Below are 20,161 nucleotides of genomic sequence, written 5' to 3'. Positions count from 1 at the left end.
GGGCAAAACCGGATTTTTCAAGCGCGGGGGCGGGGGCTCTGGCGGGAGCTGCGGCGCATGGCTTACCATGCCCGCTTTGATGCATGCAGAGTCTGGGGCTGCGGTGCCCCATGCCTTGCCGACCGCGTGCTGCCCATTTCCCCTGCCCCTGAAAGGATCTGTCCCATGCCCGCTCTTTTCCGTCGTCTCGGCACGGTCTGCGCCACGGCCGCCGCCTGTCTGGCCCTGCTCGGTGGCTGCGTCACGACCACCCAGGGCAGCGTGGCGGGCGGCAGCCGCTCGCAGTTCATGATGGTGTCGGAGCAGCAGGTGCTGCAGTCTTCGCAGCAGGCGTTCTCGCAGCAGAATTCGCAGGCCCGCGCGCAGGGGGCGCTGATCACGTCTGGCCCGCAGTACACGCGGGTGGTGCGCATCATGCGGCGCATGGTGCCGCAGGTGGCGCACTTCCGCCCGGATGCGGCGCGCTGGCCGTGGCAGCTGGTGCTGATCCGCAGCAACGAGCTCAACGCCCACGTCATGCCGGGGGGCAAGGTGACGTTCTATACCGGCATCATCGACCGCCTGCAGCTCACCGACGACGAGATCGCCGCCATCATGGGGCACGAGATGGCCCACGCCCTGCGCGAGCACGTGCGCGAGCAGATGTCGCAGCAGGCGGCGGGCAATCTGGCCCTGAAGCTCGGCGGGGCCCTGCTGGGCGCGAGCGACGCCTCGATGCAGATGGCCGGCATGGCCAAGCAGATGATGCTGGATCTGCCCTTCTCGCGCAGCATGGAGAGCGAGGCCGACACCTACGGCCTCGAACTGGCCGCACGCGCCGGCTACAACCCGACGGCCGCGCTCACGCTGTGGGACAAGATGCGCGCGGCCGGGGCCGGGACGGGATCGAGCTTCCTTTCGACCCACCCCTCGTCGGCCGAGCGCATGGCGAGCATGCGGGCCCAGATTCCCCGGCTCATGCCGATCTACGAGGCTGCCCGCCAGCGCCCATAGCAGGCTCCGCAAGCGCAGCGCCTGCGCGCTACACTGGCCTGCTGCCCCGTCCTCTCCTTGCGCCTGCCCTGCCCCTGCCGTGACCGATTCCGCCTCTGCCCCTGCTTCCACCCCTCTGTCCATTCTCCAGCGTGTGTTTGGCTATGCGACCTTCCGGGGGCAGCAGGCCGAGATCATCGACACGGTGGTGGCGGGCGGGGATGCGCTGGTGCTGATGCCCACGGGCGGGGGAAAGTCGCTGTGCTACCAGATTCCGGCCATTGCCCGGCAGGCGGCCGGGCTGGGGGTGACGATCGTCGTCTCGCCGCTGGTGGCGCTGATGCACGACCAGGTGGGCGCCCTGCACGAGGCGGGGGTGCCGGCAGCCTTTCTCAATTCCACGCTGGCTCCAGGCGAGGCGCAGCAGGTGGAGGAGGCGCTGCTGGCCGGCCACCACACGCTGCTGTATGTGGCCCCCGAGCGGCTGATGACGGGGCGCTTTCAGTCCCTGCTCGACCGGCTCCATGCGCAGGGACAGCTGGCGCTTTTTGCCATCGACGAGGCCCACTGCGTGAGCCAGTGGGGCCATGATTTCCGCCCCGAATACCGCCAGCTCGACGTGCTGGCCACCCGCTTTGCGGGCGTGCCGCGCATCGCCCTCACGGCCACGGCCGATGCCCTCACCCGTGCCGACATGGTGGAGCGGCTGCATCTGGAGCAGGCCCGGCAGTTCGTGAGCAGCTTCGACCGGCCCAACATCCGCTACCGCATCGTCGAGAAGCGCGATCCCATGACGCAGCTGCGTCGCTTTCTGCACGATGAGGGACACGTGGGCGAAGCGGGCGTGGTGTACTGCCAGTCGCGCCGGCGGGTGGAGGAGGTGGCGGCTGCGCTGTGCGCCGAAGGCATCGACGCCCTGCCCTACCACGCCGGGCTCGACGCGGGCACGCGCCAGCGCCATCAGGACCGGTTCCTGCGCGAGGAGGGCGTGGTCATGGTGGCGACCATCGCCTTCGGCATGGGCATCGACAAGCCGGACGTGCGCTTTGTGGCGCACCTCGACATGCCCCGCAACATCGAGGCCTACTACCAGGAAACGGGCCGCGCCGGGCGCGATGGCCTGCCTGCCGAGGCCTGGATGGCCTATGGCCTGCAGGACGTGGTGAACCAGCGCCGCATGATCGACGAAAGCCCCGCCGACGAGGCGCACCTGCAGGTGATGCGCGGCAAGCTCGACGCACTGCTGGCGCTCGCCGAAGCCACCGACTGCCGCCGCGTGCGGCTGCTGGCCTACTTCGGCGAAGCCTCCGAGCCATGTGGCAACTGCGACAACTGCCTGCACCCGCCCGAGGTCGAGGACGCCACCGAGCTGGCGCGCATGCTGCTGTCGACCGTGTACCGGCTGCACGAAAAAAGCCGCATCGGCTTCGGGGCCGCGCACGTGATGGATGTGCTGCGGGGCAAAACCACCGACAAGGTGCGCCAGTATGGCCACGAGAGCCTGAGCACCTTCGGCCTCGCTGCCTCTGCCCCCGAAGCGGAACTGCGCAGCGTGCTGCGCCAGCTCGTGGCACGCGGGGCCCTGCAGGTGGATGCCGCGCACTTCAACACCCTGCGCCTCACTCCCGCCGCGCGCCCGCTGCTGCGCGCCGAGGAGCGGCTGCTGCTGCGCCGGAGCCTGCCCCAGGAGCGGCGCAGCCGGCGCACGGCAGGTGCCGCTGGCTCGGCCGCGCGCTCCGCCGTGGCTGCCTCGCTCGACACGGATGCACGCACCCGCTTCGAGGCACTGCGGAGCTGGCGTGCGGACGTGGCCCGGGGGCAGAACCTGCCGGCCTACGTGATCTTTCACGACAGCGTGCTGGCCGCCATTGCCCAGGCCGCGCCCGACACGCTCGCAGCCCTGCGCGGGATTGCCGGCGTGGGCGACGCCAAGCTCGAACGCTACGGCGCCGAGCTGCTGGCTGCCCTGCAGCAGACGGCTGCCTGAGGCACTGCCTGAGGCACTGCCCGCGCCACGTTCCAGGGCGCACGGCGCGCGGCACGGGGGCGTGATTCTTGCCGGCGGTCAATGACGGCACTGGCCCCGGGGGCCAATACTGCGCCCTTTCCGACTCCTGTGGCCCAGGCCTGCTGCCATGCCGTTCCTGTTCATATCCGCACCGCCCGTCTGTGGGCGCGGGGCGCTGTTCCCCTCTCTCCCCCTCCCGGCTGGAGCGGCCTGAGCCATGGCTGCCTCCACCCCCCAGCACGCCTGCGCGGGCCGCATGGATCTGGTCTGCCCGGCCGGCAGCCTGCCCGCACTCCGGCAGGCGGTGGACCACGGGGCCGACTGCGTCTACCTCGGCTTCCGCGATGCCACCAATGCCCGCAACTTTGCGGGGCTCAACTTCGACGACAAGGCCATTGCGACCGGCCTGGCCTACGCCCACGCGCAGGGCCGCAAGGTGCTGCTGGCGCTCAACACCTATGCCCGCAGCGACTCGGTCGATGTCTGGCGCAGCGCGGTGGACCGGGCCGCCGACATGGGCGTGGACGCCCTCATCATGGCCGATCCCGGCCTGATGCAGTACACGGCACGCACGCATCCGCAGATGCGGCTGCACCTGTCCGTGCAGGGCTCGGCCACCCATGCCGATGCCATCAACTTCTACCATGAGCAGTTCGGCATCTCGCGGGCGGTGCTGCCCCGGGTGCTGTCGCTCGCGCAGGTGGAGCAGCTGTGCGGCAAGACGCCGGTCGAGATCGAGGTCTTCGGCTTCGGCAGCCTGTGCGTCATGGCTGAAGGGCGCTGCCAGCTGTCGTCCTATGCCACCGGCGAGGCCCCCAATACCCACGGCGTGTGCTCCCCGGCCAAGGCCGTGCGCTGGCAGGAAACGCCCAGGGGGCTGGAAGCCCGGCTCCATGGCGTGCTGATCGACCGCTACGCCCCCGGCGAGAGCGCAGGCTACCCCACGCTGTGCAAGGGCCGCTTCGATGTGGGCGAGATGCGCGGCGACAGCAGCTATTACGCCATCGAGGAACCCACCAGCCTCAACACCCTGTCGATCCTGCCGCAGCTGCAGGCTATGGGCGTGCGCGCCATCAAGGTCGAGGGCCGCCAGCGCAGCCCGGCCTATGTGGCGCAAGTCACCCGCGTGCTGCGCGAGGCGCTCGACGCCTGCCGCGACAACCCGCACCGCTACACCCCGCGCTCGTCCTGGATGAATGCGCTCGCCGAAGTCTCCGAAGGCCAGCAGCAGACCCTGGGCGCCTACCACCGCCCCTGGAAATGACCGCCATGACGACAGACGCCACCCCCTCCCCGCAGGACGTGCGCCAGCCCGGCCGCATGCAGCTGTCGCTGGGCCCCCTGCTCTACTACTGGCCGCGCGAGACCGTGTTCGCGTTCTACCGGCGCATGGCCGACACGCCGGTGGACATCGTCCACCTGGGCGAAACCGTGTGCTCGCGCCGCCACGAGCTGCGCCTCGCTGACTGGCTCGAAGTGGCCGCGCAGCTGCGCGAAGCCGGCAAGCAGGTGGTGCTCTCCACCCAGGTGCTGATCGAGTCCGGCAGCGATGCAGCCACTGTGCACCGCATCGCCGAACGGCACGAGCTCCTGATGGAGGCCAACGACATGGGCGCCGTGCGGGCGGCCTCGCTCGGGCAGCGCCCGTTCGTGGCCGGGCCGCATCTCAACCTCTACAACCCGCCCGCGCTGCAGTGGATGGCCGACCTGGGTGCCATGCGCTGGGTGCCGCCCCTCGAAATGGCCCGCTCCGAGCTGCAATCCCTGCTGCTGCAGCGCCCCGCCGGGCTGCAGACCGAGGTGTTCGCGCTCGGCCGCATGCCGCTGGCCTTCTCGGCGCGCTGCTTCACTGCACGGCACCACAACCTGCCCAAGGACGACTGCCGATTCCGCTGCATCGAGCACCCCGACGGCCTGCTGCTGCAGACCCGCGAGGGCGAGGCCTTTCTCACCCTCAACGGCATCCAGACCCAGTCTGCCCGCGTCTGCAATCTGGTGCAGGAGCTCCCCGCCCTGCAGGCCCTGGGGGTGGACGTGCTGCGGCTGAGTCCGCAGTCGCACCACATGACGGAACTCGTGTCCCTGTGGCGCGAGGCAATCGACGGCCACCTGTCACCCGCCGAGGCCCACGCCCGCATGACGCCCCTGCTGCCCGACCAGCCCTGCAACGGCTACTGGCATGGCCGCCCCGGCATGGAGCTGGTGCCGGAATCGGCCTGACCTTTCCCTGCTCCCTTTGCCCCTGCCGTTTTTTACGCTCCGATCATGTCCCCACTCCTTCCCGACTCCTTCGTGCTTCCTGCTCCCGTGGGGGCTGTGCTGCGGCACCTGCCGCACTGGCCGGGTGCGACGCTGTTCTGCGCTGCACTCAATGCGGCACTCGCTCCCCAGCTGCCCGATGACGTGCGCGAGGCCCTGCAGGGCCGCCCGCTGCGGCTGGAGGTCAAGGATGCCGGCATCGCCTTCGATTTCAGCTGGCAGGGCACCCGCTTCGTGCCCGCCAGCCCCCGCCACACCGCCCCTGCGCTGACCATCCGTGCCCATGCCAGCGACTACGTGGCACTGGCCCGCCGCACGCAGGACCCCGACACCCTGTTCTTCCATCGCCGGCTCGCCATGGAAGGCGACACCGAACTGGGCCTGATGGTCAAGAACACCCTCGACGCCCTGGAGCTGCCCGTGTTCGACCCGGCCCGGCTGCCACTGCCCGCCCCGCTGGGCGCCGCCCTCCAGCGGCTGCGCAACCGCCTGTTCTCCCACTAGCCCTTTGCCGGACGCTCCCGCCATGGCCCGCCAGCACCTCCCGCTCGTCTACTCCTGTTCCGGCTGCTCCAGCGCAGCCCAGATGGCCAATCACCTCGCCCTGCAGCTGGACCGGCAGGGCATCGCCGAGATGTCGTGCATCGCCGGAGTGGGGGGCGACGTGCCCTCGCTGGTCCGCACGGCCTGCTCGGGCCGGCCCCTCATCGCGCTCGACGGCTGCCCGCTGGAATGCGTGCGCCACACCCTGCAGCGGCACGGTCTGGTCCCGGCACACCACGTCCTGCTGCACACGCACGGCGTGAAGAAGAAGCTGCAGCAGGACTTCGACCCCGACCAGGCCGCTTCCGTTCTGGCGCACCTCGTCGCCGCACTGGCCACGCCGCCACAGCCTGCCCCATGAGCGCCCCCTCCCCGCGCCGCATCGTGGTCGGCCTCTCCGGCGCCAGCGGTGCCCTGCTCGCCGTGCGCCTGCTGCAGGCGCTGCACGCCCTCCCCGACGTGGAGACACACCTCGTCATCAGCCAGGCCGGAAGCCTCACCCTGCAGCACGAAATGCAGCTCACCCCCGCCGACCTGCTGCCGCTGGTGCACCGCCAGCACCCGGTGGGCGACCTGGGTGCGCCGCTGGCGAGCGGCTCCTTCCGCTGCCAGGCCATGGTGGTGGTGCCCTGTGCCATGCGCACGCTCGCGGCCCTGGCGCACGGGCTGGGCGACACCCTGCTCACCCGCGCCGCCGACGTGATGCTCAAGGAGCGGCGGCGCCTGATTCTGGTGGCCCGCGAAGCCCCGCTGAATCTCGCCCACCTGCGCAACATGACCACCCTGACCGAGATGGGCGCCATCATCTACCCGCCGGTGCCCGCCTTCTACCAGCACCCGCGCACCATGGAAGACATGGCCCGCCACACGGTCGCGCGCCTCCTCGACCTGCTCGATCTGCCCCAGACGCTCTCCCCGCAGTGGGAGGGGCTCCACGCCGCTGCCCCCCTCCCGGAGCCAGCCCCGGTGCCGCCTCCCATTCCCGCATCCCTGCGGTGCACCCCCACCGCCTGAGCCTGCTGCCATGTACCACGACCTGCGCGACTTCATGGCCCAGCTCGAACACGACGGTGCGCTGCGCCGCGTGGACCAGCCCGTCTCGACGCACCTCGACATGACCGCCGTGTGCGACCAGGTCCTGCGCCACGCCGGGCCTGCCCTGCTGTTCACCCATCCGACGGGGCATGACATCCCGGTGCTGGCCAACCTGTTCGGCACGCCGCAGCGCATCATGCACGCCATGGGCGTGCACAGCCTGCAGGAAGTGCGCCAGCTCGGCGAGCTCCTGGGCAACCTGCGGGAGCCCTCCGCCCCCCAGCGCCTGCGCGACGTGGCCGGCATGGGGCACATGCTCCGGTCGCTGTGGCACATGGCGCCCCGCACCATCGGCCAGCCGCCATGCCAGCAGGAAGTGCTCGACGGGGACGCCGTCGACCTGACCCGCCTGCCCATCCAGCACTGCTGGCCCGGCGACGTGGCCCCGCTCATCACCTGGGGCCTCACCATCACGCGCGGCCCGCACAAGCCGCGCCAGAACCTCGGCATCTACCGCCAGCAGGTGCTCAATCGCCACCAGCTCATCATGCGCTGGCTGCCGCACCGTGGGGGCGCGCTGGACTTCCGCGACCACGCCCTGCACCAGCCGGGGCAGCCGTTCCCCGTGGCCGTGGCACTCGGGGCCGACCCCGCCACCCTGCTGGGCGCCGTGGTGCCCGTGCCGGACAGCCTCTCGGAATACCAGTTCGCAGGCCTGCTGCGCGGAGGCCGCACCCAGGTGGCACAGGCCATGACCCTGCCCCTGCAGGTGCCGGCCCACGCCGAAATCGTGCTCGAAGGCCACATCCACCCCGACCCCCACCACCCCAGCGGCTATGCCCATGCCCTGGAAGGCCCCTACGGCGACCACACCGGCTACTACAACGAACAGGCCGAATTTCCCGTGTTCACGGTCGAGCGCATCACCCACCGCCACGCACCGGTCTACCACAGCACCTACACCGGCCGCCCCCCGGACGAGCCGGCCATGCTGGCGCAGGTGCTCAACGAGCTGTTCATTCCGCTGCTGCAGCGGCAGTTCCCGGAGATCACCGACTTCTACCTCCCGCCCGAAGGCTGCAGCTACCGCATGGCGGTGGTGCAGATCCGCAAGGCCTATCCCGGCCATGCCCGGCGTGTGATGATGGGGGTCTGGAGCCACCTGCGCCAGTTCATGTACACCAAGTTCATCATCGTGGTGGACGACGACATCGACGTGCGCCACTGGCCCGACGTGATCTGGGCCATGACCACGCGCTGCGATCCGGCCCGCGACACGCTGATGGTGGAGCACACCCCCATCGACTACCTCGACTTCGCCTCCCCGGTGAGCGGCCTCGGCAGCAAGATGGGACTCGACGCCACCCACAAATGGCCCGGTGAAACCACCCGCGAATGGGGCCGCCCCATCACCATGCCCGCCGACGTGCTCCAGCGCGTGCAGCCCGTGCTCGACAGCCTGATCCACCCCACCCGCCCCCCGCACGGCGGGTGAACCTCCGCCCGCGCCCCCTGCGCTTCCGCCCGCACCGCCCCCTGCGGCAGGGCTCGGGGCATGCCGTATGCTTGTCTCACGCCGCACGCCGCACGCCGCACGGTGCACGACGCGCGCACCTGCCCTTCCCCTGTGCGCCCCACACCGGAGCCCGTGCGTGCCCTCTCCTCCTGTCTGCCCTCTGTCCGGAAGCCATGCCCATGCCTACCCCCTCTTCTTCACTGTCCGAGCGCCTCGGGCTGAGCATTCTGCTGATCCAGGCCCCCATGGCCGGGGTGAGCACGCCGCACCTGGCCGCCGCCGTATCCCGGGCCGGAGCCCTCGGCTCGCTGGGGCTCGGGGCCAGCACCGTCGCACAGGCCCGGCAGGCCATCCTCGATACCCGTGCCCTGACCGACCGCCCCTTTGCCGTCAACCTGTTCTGCCACGCTCCCGCCCGACACGACCCCGCACGCGAGGCCGCATGGCTGGCCCACCTCGCGCCCCTGTTTGCCGAAGTGCAGGCCTCCCCGCCTGCTGCGCTGCACGAGATCTACCGCAGCTTCGTCGAGGACGAGGCCATGCTCGCCCTGCTGCTCGAACTGCGCCCCGCCGCCGTGAGCTTCCACTTCGGGCTGCCGCCGCGCGACTGGGTACAGGCCCTGCGCGCCGCCGGCATGTACACCCTGGCCACCGCCACCAGCGTGCAGGAGGCCGACCGCATCGCCGAGGCCGGCGTGGACGCCCTCGTGGCCCAGGGCATCGAGGCAGGCGGTCACCGAGGCCTGTTCGACCCGGCGGGCCCCGATGCGTGCCTGCCCACCGCCGATCTGGTGCGCGACCTGGTCGGGCACACCGCGCTGCCCATCGTGGCAGCCGGGGGACTCATGCGGGGGCAGGACATCCGCGCCATGCTGGCCCTTGGCGCCGTGGCTGCGCAGCTCGGCACCGCCTTCATCGCCTGCCCGGAATCGGCCGCGTCCGACAGCTACCGCACGGCCCTGCTGCACGCGCGGGGCAGCGACACCCGGCTCACCTCCGTGTTCTCGGGACGCCCCGCCCGCGGCATCGCCAACCGCTTCATGACCTGGTGCGAAGCCCCCGGCAGCCCACCTCCACCCGACTACCCCATCGCCTACGATGCCGCCAAGCAGCTGCATGCCGCCGCGCAGCGGCAGGGCGTCGGTGCACACGCGGCCTGCTGGGCCGGCACGGGCGTCGCACGCACCCGCGTCCTGCCGGCGGCCGAGCTGGTGGCCACGCTGGCTGCCGAGCTCAACGCCTGAACTTGCCGGCAATCAATGGCAGAAGCGCGCCGGCACGGAATACTGCGGCCTTCCTTCCGACAGTCATCACAGGACATTTCCCATGATCTCGATTCCCGTGCAGCCCGCCCACGCCCACGACCACACCCGTCCCGACAGCATCTACCCCTTCGATGCCCGCGGCATCGCCAAGCGCTTCCGCCATGCCGCCATCTTCGGGGCACTTGATGCCCTGCACCCCGGCGAAACCATGCGCTTCGTCAACGACCACGATCCCCTGCCGCTGCTGCAGCAGATCGGAGCCCATTACGGCGAGCGCGTCCACGTCACCTACCGTGACCGCAGCCCGGCAGGCGTGGTGATCGACTTCGAGGTGCTGGCCGACTGACCCTTCCTGCCCCTGACCGGAGCCGGGTGCGGCCGCGGCAGCCGCCCTGCTGCCGCACACGCCCTCCGGTCAGGCCCCGTCCGGTCAGAACCCCTCGTCCGGCCCCAGATAGCGCCACTGCCCCTGCGGCAGCTGGCCCAGCAGCACCCGCCCGATGCGGATGCGCTTGAGCCCCACCACCCGCAGCCCCACAGCCTCGCACATGCGGCGGATCTGGCGCTTGCGCCCCTCGCGCAGCACAAAGCGCAGCTGCTCGGGGTTCTGCCACTCCACCCCGGCAGGCAGGAGCACCTGCCCATCCAGACTCAGCCCATGGCGCAGCAGGGCCAGCCGCTCCTCCGGGAAGACCGCCTGCACATCGCGCTCCACCACCTCGCCGTTCCCGCGGGCGTCATAGGTCACGCGCACCAGGTATTCCTTGTCGATGTCGCTGTCCTCGCCGATGATCTGGCGCGCCACCCGGCCATCCTGCGTGAGCACGAGCAGCCCGGTGGAATCGATGTCGAGCCGCCCGGCAGGCGCCAGCCCATGGAGCTGGCCCGGCGCAAACCGCTGCCGGCTGCGATCCTCCCGCCAGTGGCTGGCCGGCCCGATCAGCGTCGCAGCACTCTGGTGCCCGTCCTCGGGCTGGCCGCTCACGTAGCCCACCGGCTTGTGCAGCAGGATCGTCACCTGCCGCGCCTGATGCCCGCGCGCGGCCCGGTCCACCGTCACCGCATCCTCCATCGACACCCGCTGCCCCATGTGGCCCGGCTCGCCGTTCACCAGCACCCAGCCGCGCTCGATCCAGTCATCGGCCTCGCGGCGCGAGCACAGCCCCAGATCGGCCATGCGCTTGTTGAGCCGGATGCCTCCCTGCGCATGTCCTCCCACCGGACTGGGCGTGCGCTCGGACGTCGCACCGGGCGCCTGCGCTCCCCGGCCCCGGTGCGGGGTGGCATGCTGCCCCTCAGCCACCGGCACGGCCGGTGCCAGCGGTGCCCGGCGCCGGGGCGGCGGCGCGTCCTGCCCCGGTGCAGGGAAACGCCCCTGTGGCGGACGGTCATTCCAGCCGCGTCCGGCGGACTCCGGGCGGGCTCCAGGGCCTCGGCGCGGTGCGCCCTCGCGTTCGCGTGGGCCTCGCGCGCCCTCCTCCCGGGCCCGTCCCGCCCCACCGAACGCCCTGCGCCCCTCCCGCTCGGGGCCTCCCCAGCTGCGTCCCTGCTCCCGTCCCGCCTCTGGCGAACGTCCTCCGCCGGCAGGACGGGCAGCGGGGTCCGCCGCATCGCTGCCCTCGCTGCGCCACACATTGCGGCGCGGTGCGGACGGGGCTTCGCCCCGGTATCCGTCGGAACGGCGGGCAGGGGGCTTGCCGCGGGAAGGCGCAGGTGCCTCGGGGGCCGCCTGCGGCGCGGCGGAACGCCTGAGCACCAGGCGGGAACGGGGGGGAGTGCGATCATCGGTCATGGCGTGATTATGGCCGTGCCGCCCTCCTGCCGGCTGCAGGCATCCAGCGGAAAATGGTAGGCTTGCCCCATGGGCCCATGGCCGGGTGCTCCCGTCCGGGCGCCCGGTCCTGTCCATTTCCTGCATTCCATGCTCCAGCTCACCTTTCTCGGCACCTCGGCCGGTGTTCCCACGCGCCGGCGCAACGTCACGGGGCTGGCCGTCCAGACCGGCCCGGGCAAATCCTGGCTGCTCGTCGACTGCGGCGAGGCCACCCAGCACCAGATCCTGCGTTCTGCGCTGTCGGTGCACGACCTGCACACCATCCTCATCACGCATGCCCACGGCGACCACTGCTACGGCCTGCCGGGGCTGCTGTCGAGCTGCGCCATGCACCACCGCACCGAGCCGCTCACCCTGATCGCCCCCCAGGCCGTGCTGGACTGGGTGGCCGCCACCGAACGCTGCGGCGACCTCTGCCTGCCCTACCCGCTGCATGTCCACCCCGTGGAGCCGCACGACACCGTGGTCTCGCGCCACGACCTGCACATCACCCGCCACCCGCTGGCCCATCGCGTGCCCAGCCACGCCTACCGCATCGAACAGATTCAGCACCGGACGCGGCTCGACGGCGAGGCCCTGCGACGCCTGGGCCTGCCCCGCGGCCCGCTGTGGAAGGCCCTGCAGCAGGGCAGCGAAGTGGAGTGGCAGGGCCAGCGCATCCGGCCCGACGCCGTGTGCCTGCACGAAGAGCGGCATCTGTGCGCCGTGGTGGCAGGCGACAACGCCATGCCCACCCTCCTCACCGAGGCCTGTGCCGGCGCCCAGCTCCTCGTGCATGAAAGCACCTACACCGAAGCCGTGCTCCAGCGCGTGGGCCCCGAGTACCTGCACAGCTGCGCGGCCGATGTGGCCCGCTTCGCCGAAGACTGCGGTCTGCCCAACCTGATCCTGACGCACTTCAGCCCCCGCTTCGATGGTCCGCCCGAACGCCTTGCCCCCGTGCGTGACGAAGCCACGGCCCACTACCACGGCCACCTGCACCTCGCCTGCGATTTCGACGTGCTCGACCTGCACGACGACGGCCGCCTGGAACTCGTGTCCCGGAACGGACAGCCCATGTCGCCTGCCCGTCAGCCGGACCGCTGAGAGCAACGGCCGCCGACCGGCCCACTCAGCACATCCGAGCCGCGCCCGCCCATGCACGAAAAAAAACAGGCGCCCACAAGGAGCGCCTGTTTCAGTAAAAGCGGAAGAACACCGGAACACCGTCCTGCCGCGTACGACAGACACGGTGCCCTGCTGCACTCACTGCACGCCGAGCCGGCGGTTGATGATCCACTGCTGCGCGATCGACAGCAGGTTGTTGGTCAGCCAGTACAGCACCAGACCGGCCGGGAAGAAGAAGAACATCACGCTGAACACCAGCGGCATGATCCACATCATCTTGGCCTGCATGGGATCGGGCGGCGTCGGGTTGAGCCACACCTGCAGCAGGCTCGACAGCGTCATCAGGATCGGCAGGATGTAGAAGGGATCGGGCGTGGACAGATCCTTCACCCACAGAATCCACGGCGCCCCGCGCATCTCGACACTGGCGAGCAGCACCCAGTACAGGGCGATGAACACCGGAATCTGGATCATGATCGGCAGGCAGCCGCCGAGCGGATTGACCTTTTCCTCGCGGTAGATGCGCATCATCTCCTGCTGCATCTTCTGCGGCTCGTCCTTGTGGCGCTCGCGCAGCGCCTGGATGCGCGGATTGATGGCCTTCATCTTGGCCATGCTCGAATAGGCCTTGTGGTTGAGCCAGTAGAAGGCGGCCTTGAGCAGCACCACCAGCGCCACGATGGACCAGCCCCAGTTCAGCAGGAAGCCGTGCAGGAAGGTCAGCAGCGCATACAGCGGACGGGCGATGATGGTCAGCCAGCCATAGTCCTTGACCAGGTCGAGGTTGGGCGACAGCGCCTTCATGACCTGCTCGTCCTGCGGCCCGATGAACAGCGTGGTGTCCACCGACTTGGTCGCTCCGGGAGCGATCTGGCCCAGGCCCATGACCTGACCGGCCGCATACAGGCCGTCGACCTTGCGCACGTAGTTCTCGCGGGCCGTGCCGGCTGCCGGCAGCCAGGCGCTGGCGAAATAGTGCTGCACCATGGCGACATAGCCGTCGCTGCTGTCCTTCTGCAGAGTGACCTTGCCCTTGTCGATGTCCTCGAAGGTGAGCTTCTGGTACTTGCCCTCGCTGCTGTAGAAGGCCGGCCCCGTGAAGGTGGAATAGAAGCGGTTGCCGCCCGGAGCCTTGCTGCCGTCACGCACCAGCTGCTCGTAGAGCTGGGGAGACACGGCGGTAGTGCCCACGTTGACCACGCTGTGCTGCACGCCGATGGCGTAGCTGCCGCGCTTGAGGGTATAGGTCTTGACCAGCTTCACGCCACCCACGGGCGCGGATTCGAAGCGCACCTGCAGGCTGTCCTGCCCATCGGCCAGGTTGTGGACCGAGCCCACGAGCTGCATGGGCGTGAGGTGGTTGGGCAGCGTGCCGCCCGCCAGTCCGGTCTGCGCCTCATAGACGTGGGAGCCTGCGTTTTCCAGCAGCACGATGGGCGGGCTGTTGCGGTCGTTGCTGGCCTCTGGATACTGCAGGAGCTGTGCCCCCACGAGAGAGCCACCCTGCGTATTGAACGTGAGGCGGTAGACGTCGGTGGTGACCGTCACGTTCTGCCCTGCGGCCGGAGCCGATGCCGCCTGTGCAGGCTGCGCCGCAGCGGCCGATGCGCCTGCTGCCGGAGCAGCAGCCGGCACGCCGGTCGAGGCCGGAGCCGACGCAGTCACTGCAGGGGGCGTGCTGCCGGGGAAGAACGTCGGTTGACGGCCATTGTGGATCTGCCACTGATCCCAGAGCAGGATCAGCGAGATGCCGAAGATGACCCACAGAAAGGTACGGCGAAAATCGTTCATGAGCAGTGCGTGATGGATGACGGGGATTCGTCGGAGGAAGACGGGGCGGGTGCGCGGCGGCGCAGGCCTGCCAGACCGCTGAACAGGCGGGGTGCCTGCTCCGGCACGGGATCGCATCCCCCCTCGCACCAGGGCTGGCAGCGTCCCAGACGGCGCAGCGTGAGGTAGCTGCCGGCTGCCGCGCCGTGCCGCTCCAGGGCTTCGAGCGCATAGGCCGAGCAGGTGGGCTCGAACCGGCATTGCGACCCGACCCACGGACTCAGCAGCAGCCGGTAGGCCCTGACCCCGAGCATGAGGAGATGTTTCATGATGCGCTCCGCATTGTGCCAGATGGCGCCCCCTGCTCCCCGGCCGTTGCCGGCGCGGCGGAAGGCCTGCGGCGGGGTGCCGGCGCAGGGCGGAAAGGGGACGGGAGAGAGGCCCAGCGGGACCGGGCCTGCAGAAAGAGCTGGTCGAGCTCGGCCCGCACCGCCCGCTTGAGAGCGTCGGAGGTGGCGCTCACATACACCTTGCGGTCATAGCCGCTGCGCAGACGCAGCACCAGCGCACAGCACTCCGGCAGTTCGGGCAGGTGCGCCCGCACGGCCTCGCGCATCTGGCGCTTGATGGTGTTGCGCGTCACGGCCCGGCGGGCCCAGCGCTTGGGCACGAGCACCCCCGCATGGCGGTGGGCATCGGCAAAGAGGAGAGAAGAGGCTGCAGCCCCTTCCTGCCGGGGCTGCCAGCGCAGGACATGCAACGCAAAATGGGGCGTACGCCCCACGGTCGCGCCCTGCAGCACCGCCTGAAACTGGGCACTGCTGCGCAACCGTTGCAGGCTCGCGGTGCAGGCGTCAGGCTGGTCCATGGCGCATGGATGGCTTGCGGACGGCACAGCGCCCGCCAGTCATCGCAGGAAAATCAGACGGCCAGGCGCTTGCGGCCCTTGGCACGGCGAGCGTTGATGACGGCGCGGCCGCCACGGGTCTTCATGCGCACGAGGAAACCGTGGGTACGTGCGCGGCGGGTCTTGGAGGGCTGGTAAGTGCGTTTCATGGGAGAAATTCCTGGGAAAGAAACCTGTTGTTATGCCAGGCCCGGCGGCTCGCCGGACCCTCGTTCTCCCGCAAAATTTCGGGAAAGCCTCGGATTATCACAAACTTTTTTCGTCGAATCAACCATTTGCCCCCACAGCTCGTGCAGATTGTGGCTTCTGCAGAGGGCCGCGGCTCCTGCGGCACACCCTGCCCCGCGCATACCGCGAGCCTGCCGGGCGCGTCAAGCACCTGTGCCAAATCCCCACCATCGGGACGCCCCGGCCGGTCGGGACTGCCCAAGTTATCCACAGGCCGCTATACTTCCATCGCTCCGGCGCCCTGCGCCCTCCGAGTCCTTTTCCGCCCCGTGTTGCCTGTGTCCATGCCCGCCGAAGTTTCCCCGTCTGCCAGTGAACCGCTCGATGCCGATCTGTGGCAGGCCTGCCTGGACGTTCTGGCGCTGGATGTGCCCTCGCAGCAGTTCAACACCTGGATCAAGCCCCTGCAGGCCTCGGTGACCGAGCAGCACGTGCAGATTCTGGTGGCCAACCGCTTCAAGCTCGACTGGATCCGCGCCCAGTACCTGCCGCGCATTGTCGAGATCCTGGAACAGCTCGCCGACCAGCCCGTGCCGGTGGAGCTGGGCATCGCCAGCCGCCGGCCCCGTGCGGGGGTGTCGCGGGCCGCGCTCGCGGCCGCCCAGCCGGCTGCACAGCCCCTGATGGCGCCGCCGATGCAGCCCATGGCGGCCCCGCAGCCTCTGCCGCCTGCCGATCCGCTGATGGCGCCCCCCTCCCTGCCGCCGCAGACCGGCGTGCGCGCCAACCCGACCCGGCTCGACCCCAACCGCACGTTCGAGAACCTGGTGGAGGGGAGTGCCAACCGCATGGCACGCGCTGCCGCGCTGCATGTGGCCTCGCAGCCGGGGCAGCTCTACAACCCGCTGTTCATCTATGGCGGCGTGGGCCTGGGCAAGACCCACCTGCTGCAGGCCGTGGGCAACAAGCTGCTGGAGCTGCGCCCCTCGGCGCGCGTGCTCTACACCCATGCCGAACAGTTCGTGACGGACGTGGTCAAGTCCTACCAGCGCAAGGCCTTCGACGAGTTCAAGGCCCGCTACCACCAGCTCGACCTGCTGATGATCGACGACGTGCAGTTCTTTGCCAACAAGGACCGCACGCAGGAGGAGTTCTTCAACGCCTTCGAGGCGCTGCTCTCGCGCAAGAGCCACATCGTGATGACGAGCGACACCTATCCCAAGGGACTGGCCAACATCACGCAGCGGCTGGTGTCGCGCTTCGACTCCGGCCTCACGGTGGCGATCGAACCGCCCGAGCTGGAGATGCGCGTGGCGATCCTGATGAACAAGGCGCAGGCCGAGGACCGCGAGCTGCCCGAGGAAGTGGCCTTCTTCGTGGCCAAGAACGTGCGGGCCAACGTGCGCGAACTCGAAGGGGCGCTGCAGAACATCCTGGCGTATTCGCGCTTCAGCGGCCGCCCGATCGACATCCAGCTCGTGCGCGAGGCGCTGCGCGACCTGCTGTCGATCAAGAACCGCCAGATCAGCGTCGAGAACATCCAGAAGACGGTGGCCGACTACTACAAGATCAAGGTCGCCGACATGCACAGCAAGAAGCGGCCGGCCAACATCGCACGGCCACGCCAGATTGCCATGTACCTGGCCAAGGAAATGACGCAGAAGAGCCTGCCGGAAATCGGCGAGATGTTTGGCGGGCGCGACCACACCACGGTGCTGCATGCCGTGCGCAAGATCGGCGGCGAACGCGCCAACGATCCCGACCTGAACCAGCAGCTGCACGTGCTGGAGCAGACCATCAAGGGCTGAGCCACTCTCCCACCGCAGGAGCACGCCCGGTGCGCGTGCAGCCCTGCTGCCCGGACTCCTTCCCCCTTGTGTCGCTGTGCAGCGGGCCGTGCACACTGCGGCCCTTTCCGCTGCAGCTCAGCTGCCGCAGCCTGCCGTCTGGGTCCGCCGCATGGCAGCCGGCATGAGCCGTTCGGCCGAGACATAGCACTGGCGGAAGATCTCGAACGGCATGGTGTCGGCGGCCTCGATGCGCTGGCGTTCCGCCACCGAGGCCTCCGCCATGTGCCGGAAGGCGGCTTCTTGGTCGGGGGCCAGCGGCTGCGCCAGCATGGCGGCGCGCGTGGCAGCCGAGCGGCTCCGCACGAAGCCCACGAAGCTGCCCTGCTCCACATCGCGCCGCAGCGCCTCAAGCACCTGGGCCGACGGCAGGGTCTCGGGGGCGGCCAGACGCCGGCGCGCCTCGGCAAGCGCCTGCACATGGGCCTGCCCACCGCCCACGGCATCGAGGTGGGCGGCGATGGGAGCCATTTCCTCCAGAAGCTCATGAGCCCATTCGGTGAGCACCACCTCGCTTCCGTGGCGCTCCAGCCGCAGGCCGGGTTCGCGTCCGCGCGAGGCTGTGAGGTGCTGGTTGTGCTTGAGGGCCGCGAGCTCCTCGGGCGTGTCGGGCGGGCTGTCGGTCAGGAGCGCATGCAGCAGGAAAAGATCGAGGAAGCGCATGGTGCCTGCATCGATGCCGACATCGAGGAAGGGGTTGAGGTCCATGAGGCGGACCTCGACGTATTCCACGCCACGCTCACGCAGGGCATGCAGGGGCCGTTCGCCCTGGTGGATCACCCGCTTGGGCCGGATGGTGCCGTAGAACTCGTTCTCGATCTGCAGCAGGGTGGTGGAGAGCTGGTTGTACTCGCCTCCCAGGTTGCGGATGCCGATGGCTTCGTAGGGCGGATAGGGCACGGTGAGCGCTTCCTGGAGGGAGGCGGCATAGCCTTCCAGGTGGTTGTAGCTCACGGCCAGCGTGGCCTGGGCATCGCTCTGGTAGCCGAGCCGCCCCATGCGCAGCGACGTGGCCCAGGGCAGGTGCATGGTGCGCGGGCCCAGGGGTTCGAGCCCATGCTCGCGTCCGGCCACGAAGGTGCTGCACACGGCGGGAGACGCGCCGAACAGATAGAGCAGCAGGAAGGAATGGCGGCGGAAGTTGCGGATGAGGCCGAAATAGGCTTCGCTGTCGATGCCGGGCATCGACCAGTTGTAGTGGATGCCGGAGATGGTCTGCATGCGCCTGCCATAGCGGTGGCCCAGCCCCATGCGGTAGACGCTCTTGGCGCGTCCGATGTTGGAGGTGCCGTAGCGCCCCAGCGGGATGGTCTCGTCGGTGGGCAGGCCACAGGGCATGCTGGCCGCCCAGAGCATCTCGTCGCCATGTGCGGCCAGCACGCGATAGACCTCGCGGTGGACGCGGGTGAGTTCGTCGAGGCAGGCTTCGGGGCTGGGGTGCACGCCGGTGACGAGCTCGATCTGGGACTCGCTGAAATCGGTGGTGATGTGCGGGTGGGTCAGCGGCGCACCCAGCTCGGCCGGGTGCGGGGTGAGGGCGAGCATGCCGTCGGGACGCACGCGCAGGCTCTCCTTTTCCAGTCCGCGCCGCATGCCGCCCACGCGGTCGGCAGTGAGGGCAGCAAGCCGGGAAGACAGGGTGCTCAGGGTAGAAGCATTCATAGACAGGGAAGGATCGGCCATGCAGGTCGCCTGCTGCGGGAGGTCATCCCTGACCTCCACGGCACACAGGCCTCTGCCGTCGCCCGGCACCCCCCGGAATCGGGCTGGCACGCCGGCGCGACCGGGAGGGGCCTTCTGGCCCCATCCGCGGCGGCACCATCATAGCGGGAGCAGAAAATCCCCGCCTTCGCAGGCCTGTGTCCGGGGCGCACGCCATGCCGGCCCCGACATGCCAGACGCCCTGGAAGGCACAGGCGAGTGACTCACCACCACACGAACAGCGCCACCACCCCGGCCAGCAGCGCCAGCTTGGTGAGGCGATAGACGGTGGGGTTCCAGTTCTTGAAGCGGCGGCGGGCCTTGCCGGCGTAGAAGGAGACCAAGAACAGCCGGCTCACCAGTCCCTTGGGATCGCCCTCGCTGTTGGGCGAGCTGGCCGCAGCGACCATGTGCTCGCCGATCCAGCGGTTGACAGCCTGCGCAAACCGGTTGCGCATGGGACGCTCGACGTCGCAGAACAGCACGATGCGGTTCTGGCCGCTGTGGTTGTCGGCGTAGTGCAGATAGGTTTCGTCGAACACGACTCCCGCGCCCTCGCGCCAGCTGTAGCGCTGGCCGTCGACGTCGATGTAGCAGGCCTCGTTGCCCGGTGCGATGAGTCCGAGGTGGTAGCGCAGCGACCCGGCATAGGGATCGCGGTGGATGCCGAGGCGGGCGCCGTCGGGCAGTTCGGCGAACATGGCAGCCTTGATGCTCGGCAGGCCGGCCACGAGGGCCGTGGTCTTGGGGCACAGCTTGGCGGCGGAGGGATGGGCATCGCCATACCACTTGAGATAGAAGCGCTTCCAGCCCGTCTTGAAGAAGGAGTTGAAACCGGCGTCGTCGTTGTTGGCGGCAGCCTTGATCTGCATGGCGCGCGACAGGTTCTCGGCCTCCTCCCGGATTTCCTTCCAGTGCGCCTGCAGCACGGCCAGCTCGGGGAAGGTCTCGACCGGCAGATAGGGCGTGCGCGGCACGCGCGAGAACGCCAGCATGAAGACATTGATGGGCGCCATGAAGGTCGAGTGGTCGAACGCCTGCCGCGACAGGCGCAGGCGCACCTTGCCGCGCAGGTGCATGACCGTGGCCGAGGCCGCAAAGAGAAGGAGCAGGACGAGGAGGGCGATCTTCATGTGTGGGCAGCAGGCCACGGGCCGCGCAGGCAACCCGCTCCCGGAGTGCGTGAATGGAAAAAGAGGGGAAAGCGACTGGGGGAATTATCCCGCAAG

Annotated in this window: 19 protein-coding genes; 12 read left to right on the top strand and 7 right to left on the bottom strand. The window is 69.6% G+C overall.

What is annotated here, in order from left to right; all coding sequences use genetic code 11:
• The first annotated feature begins 165 nt into the window (after positions 1 to 165).
• The 10 genes from ACP2WS_RS06070 to ACP2WS_RS06025 all read left to right on the top strand — a co-directional run bounded on the left by ACP2WS_RS06070 (position 166) and on the right by ACP2WS_RS06025 (position 9,944).
• Positions 166 to 993 carry a M48 family metallopeptidase gene (locus tag ACP2WS_RS06070; RefSeq protein ID WP_426459956.1) on the top strand — a complete coding sequence of 276 codons (828 nt, stop codon included), beginning with the start codon at positions 166 to 168 and terminating at the stop codon, positions 991 to 993.
• 79 nt (positions 994 to 1,072) lie between these two features.
• Complete coding sequence (recQ, locus tag ACP2WS_RS06065) at positions 1,073 to 2,959, top strand: DNA helicase RecQ (protein ID WP_426459954.1); 1,887 nt, start codon at positions 1,073 to 1,075, stop codon at positions 2,957 to 2,959.
• Positions 2,960 to 3,197: 238 nt separating this feature from the next.
• The gene (gene ubiU, locus ACP2WS_RS06060; RefSeq protein WP_374491952.1) at positions 3,198 to 4,244 is read left to right on the top strand and encodes a ubiquinone anaerobic biosynthesis protein UbiU; all 1,047 of its coding nucleotides are present in this window, start codon (positions 3,198 to 3,200) and stop codon (positions 4,242 to 4,244) included.
• Positions 4,245 to 4,300: 56 nt separating this feature from the next.
• Complete coding sequence (locus tag ACP2WS_RS06055) at positions 4,301 to 5,200, top strand: U32 family peptidase (protein ID WP_426459968.1); 900 nt, start codon at positions 4,301 to 4,303, stop codon at positions 5,198 to 5,200.
• A 45-nt stretch (positions 5,201 to 5,245) separates the two neighbouring features.
• Positions 5,246 to 5,743, top strand: coding sequence for a ubiquinone anaerobic biosynthesis accessory factor UbiT (gene ubiT, locus ACP2WS_RS06050; protein ID WP_426459953.1), 498 nt, complete (start codon positions 5,246 to 5,248; stop codon positions 5,741 to 5,743).
• Positions 5,744 to 5,765: 22 nt separating this feature from the next.
• On the top strand, positions 5,766 to 6,143 hold the full coding sequence (locus ACP2WS_RS06045; protein WP_374491954.1) for a putative zinc-binding protein: 378 nt from the start codon (positions 5,766 to 5,768) through the stop codon (positions 6,141 to 6,143).
• Positions 6,140 to 6,796 carry a UbiX family flavin prenyltransferase gene (locus ACP2WS_RS06040; protein ID WP_426459952.1) on the top strand — a complete coding sequence of 219 codons (657 nt, stop codon included), beginning with the start codon at positions 6,140 to 6,142 and terminating at the stop codon, positions 6,794 to 6,796. Before ACP2WS_RS06045 ends, ACP2WS_RS06040 begins: the two co-directional genes overlap by 4 nt.
• 10 nt (positions 6,797 to 6,806) lie before the next feature.
• On the top strand, positions 6,807 to 8,312 hold the full coding sequence (locus ACP2WS_RS06035; RefSeq protein WP_426459951.1) for a UbiD family decarboxylase: 1,506 nt from the start codon (positions 6,807 to 6,809) through the stop codon (positions 8,310 to 8,312).
• Positions 8,313 to 8,506: 194 nt separating this feature from the next.
• Positions 8,507 to 9,577, top strand: a complete 1,071-nt coding sequence (locus ACP2WS_RS06030) for an NAD(P)H-dependent flavin oxidoreductase (protein WP_426459949.1) — start codon at positions 8,507 to 8,509, stop codon at positions 9,575 to 9,577.
• 82 nt (positions 9,578 to 9,659) lie between these two features.
• Complete coding sequence (locus tag ACP2WS_RS06025) at positions 9,660 to 9,944, top strand: DUF2249 domain-containing protein (RefSeq protein ID WP_426459948.1); 285 nt, start codon at positions 9,660 to 9,662, stop codon at positions 9,942 to 9,944.
• Between the two features lie 84 nt (positions 9,945 to 10,028).
• Here ACP2WS_RS06025 and ACP2WS_RS06020 read toward each other — a convergent pair whose 3' ends face one another.
• Positions 10,029 to 11,390, bottom strand: coding sequence for a pseudouridine synthase (locus ACP2WS_RS06020; RefSeq protein ID WP_426459947.1), 1,362 nt, complete (start codon positions 11,388 to 11,390; stop codon positions 10,029 to 10,031).
• A 129-nt stretch (positions 11,391 to 11,519) separates the two neighbouring features.
• On the opposite strand from ACP2WS_RS06020, the gene ACP2WS_RS06015 reads away from it, so the two are divergent.
• A complete protein-coding gene (locus ACP2WS_RS06015; RefSeq protein ID WP_426459946.1) occupies positions 11,520 to 12,518 on the top strand; it encodes a ribonuclease Z in 999 nt (332 codons plus the stop codon).
• Positions 12,519 to 12,677: 159 nt separating this feature from the next.
• Here ACP2WS_RS06015 and yidC read toward each other — a convergent pair whose 3' ends face one another.
• The 4 genes from yidC to rpmH are packed head-to-tail and all read right to left on the bottom strand — an operon-like array spanning position 12,678 to position 15,365.
• Entirely contained in the window at positions 12,678 to 14,330 is a 1,653-nt protein-coding gene (gene yidC / locus ACP2WS_RS06010; protein WP_426459945.1) for a membrane protein insertase YidC, read from the bottom strand.
• On the bottom strand, positions 14,327 to 14,641 hold the full coding sequence (gene yidD / locus ACP2WS_RS06005; protein ID WP_374492142.1) for a membrane protein insertion efficiency factor YidD: 315 nt from the start codon (positions 14,639 to 14,641) through the stop codon (positions 14,327 to 14,329). The genes yidC and yidD overlap by 4 nt, the downstream gene beginning before the upstream one ends.
• Positions 14,635 to 15,177 carry a ribonuclease P protein component gene (gene rnpA / locus ACP2WS_RS06000; RefSeq protein ID WP_426459943.1) on the bottom strand — a complete coding sequence of 181 codons (543 nt, stop codon included), beginning with the start codon at positions 15,175 to 15,177 and terminating at the stop codon, positions 14,635 to 14,637. Before rnpA ends, yidD begins: the two co-directional genes overlap by 7 nt.
• A gap of 53 nt (positions 15,178 to 15,230) precedes the next feature.
• Entirely contained in the window at positions 15,231 to 15,365 is a 135-nt protein-coding gene (rpmH, locus tag ACP2WS_RS05995) for a 50S ribosomal protein L34 (RefSeq protein WP_005798102.1), read from the bottom strand.
• Positions 15,366 to 15,728: 363 nt separating this feature from the next.
• Between rpmH and dnaA the strand changes: the two genes are divergently transcribed.
• Positions 15,729 to 17,192, top strand: coding sequence for a chromosomal replication initiator protein DnaA (gene dnaA / locus ACP2WS_RS05990; RefSeq protein ID WP_426459941.1), 1,464 nt, complete (start codon positions 15,729 to 15,731; stop codon positions 17,190 to 17,192).
• Between the two features lie 117 nt (positions 17,193 to 17,309).
• Here the strand turns inward: dnaA and gshA are convergent, their stop codons facing one another.
• Together gshA and ACP2WS_RS05980 are read right to left on the bottom strand one after the other, a co-directional pair.
• Positions 17,310 to 18,893 (bottom strand): glutamate--cysteine ligase, encoded by a 1,584-nt coding sequence (gshA, locus tag ACP2WS_RS05985; RefSeq protein ID WP_426459940.1) that lies wholly within the window; start codon positions 18,891 to 18,893, stop codon positions 17,310 to 17,312.
• Positions 18,894 to 19,156: 263 nt separating this feature from the next.
• Positions 19,157 to 20,065 (bottom strand): aspartyl/asparaginyl beta-hydroxylase domain-containing protein, encoded by a 909-nt coding sequence (locus tag ACP2WS_RS05980; protein WP_426459939.1) that lies wholly within the window; start codon positions 20,063 to 20,065, stop codon positions 19,157 to 19,159.
• Positions 20,066 to 20,161: the final 96 nt, after the last annotated feature.

Origin of the sequence: Brachymonas moutaii (nom. illeg.), from assembly GCF_049977365.1 — a bacterium.
In the GTDB taxonomy this organism is placed as follows: Bacteria; Pseudomonadota; Gammaproteobacteria; order Burkholderiales; family Burkholderiaceae_C; genus Brachymonas.
Note: the sequence above shows the minus strand (reverse complement) of the source record. Positions and strands in the feature narration are given on the sequence as shown.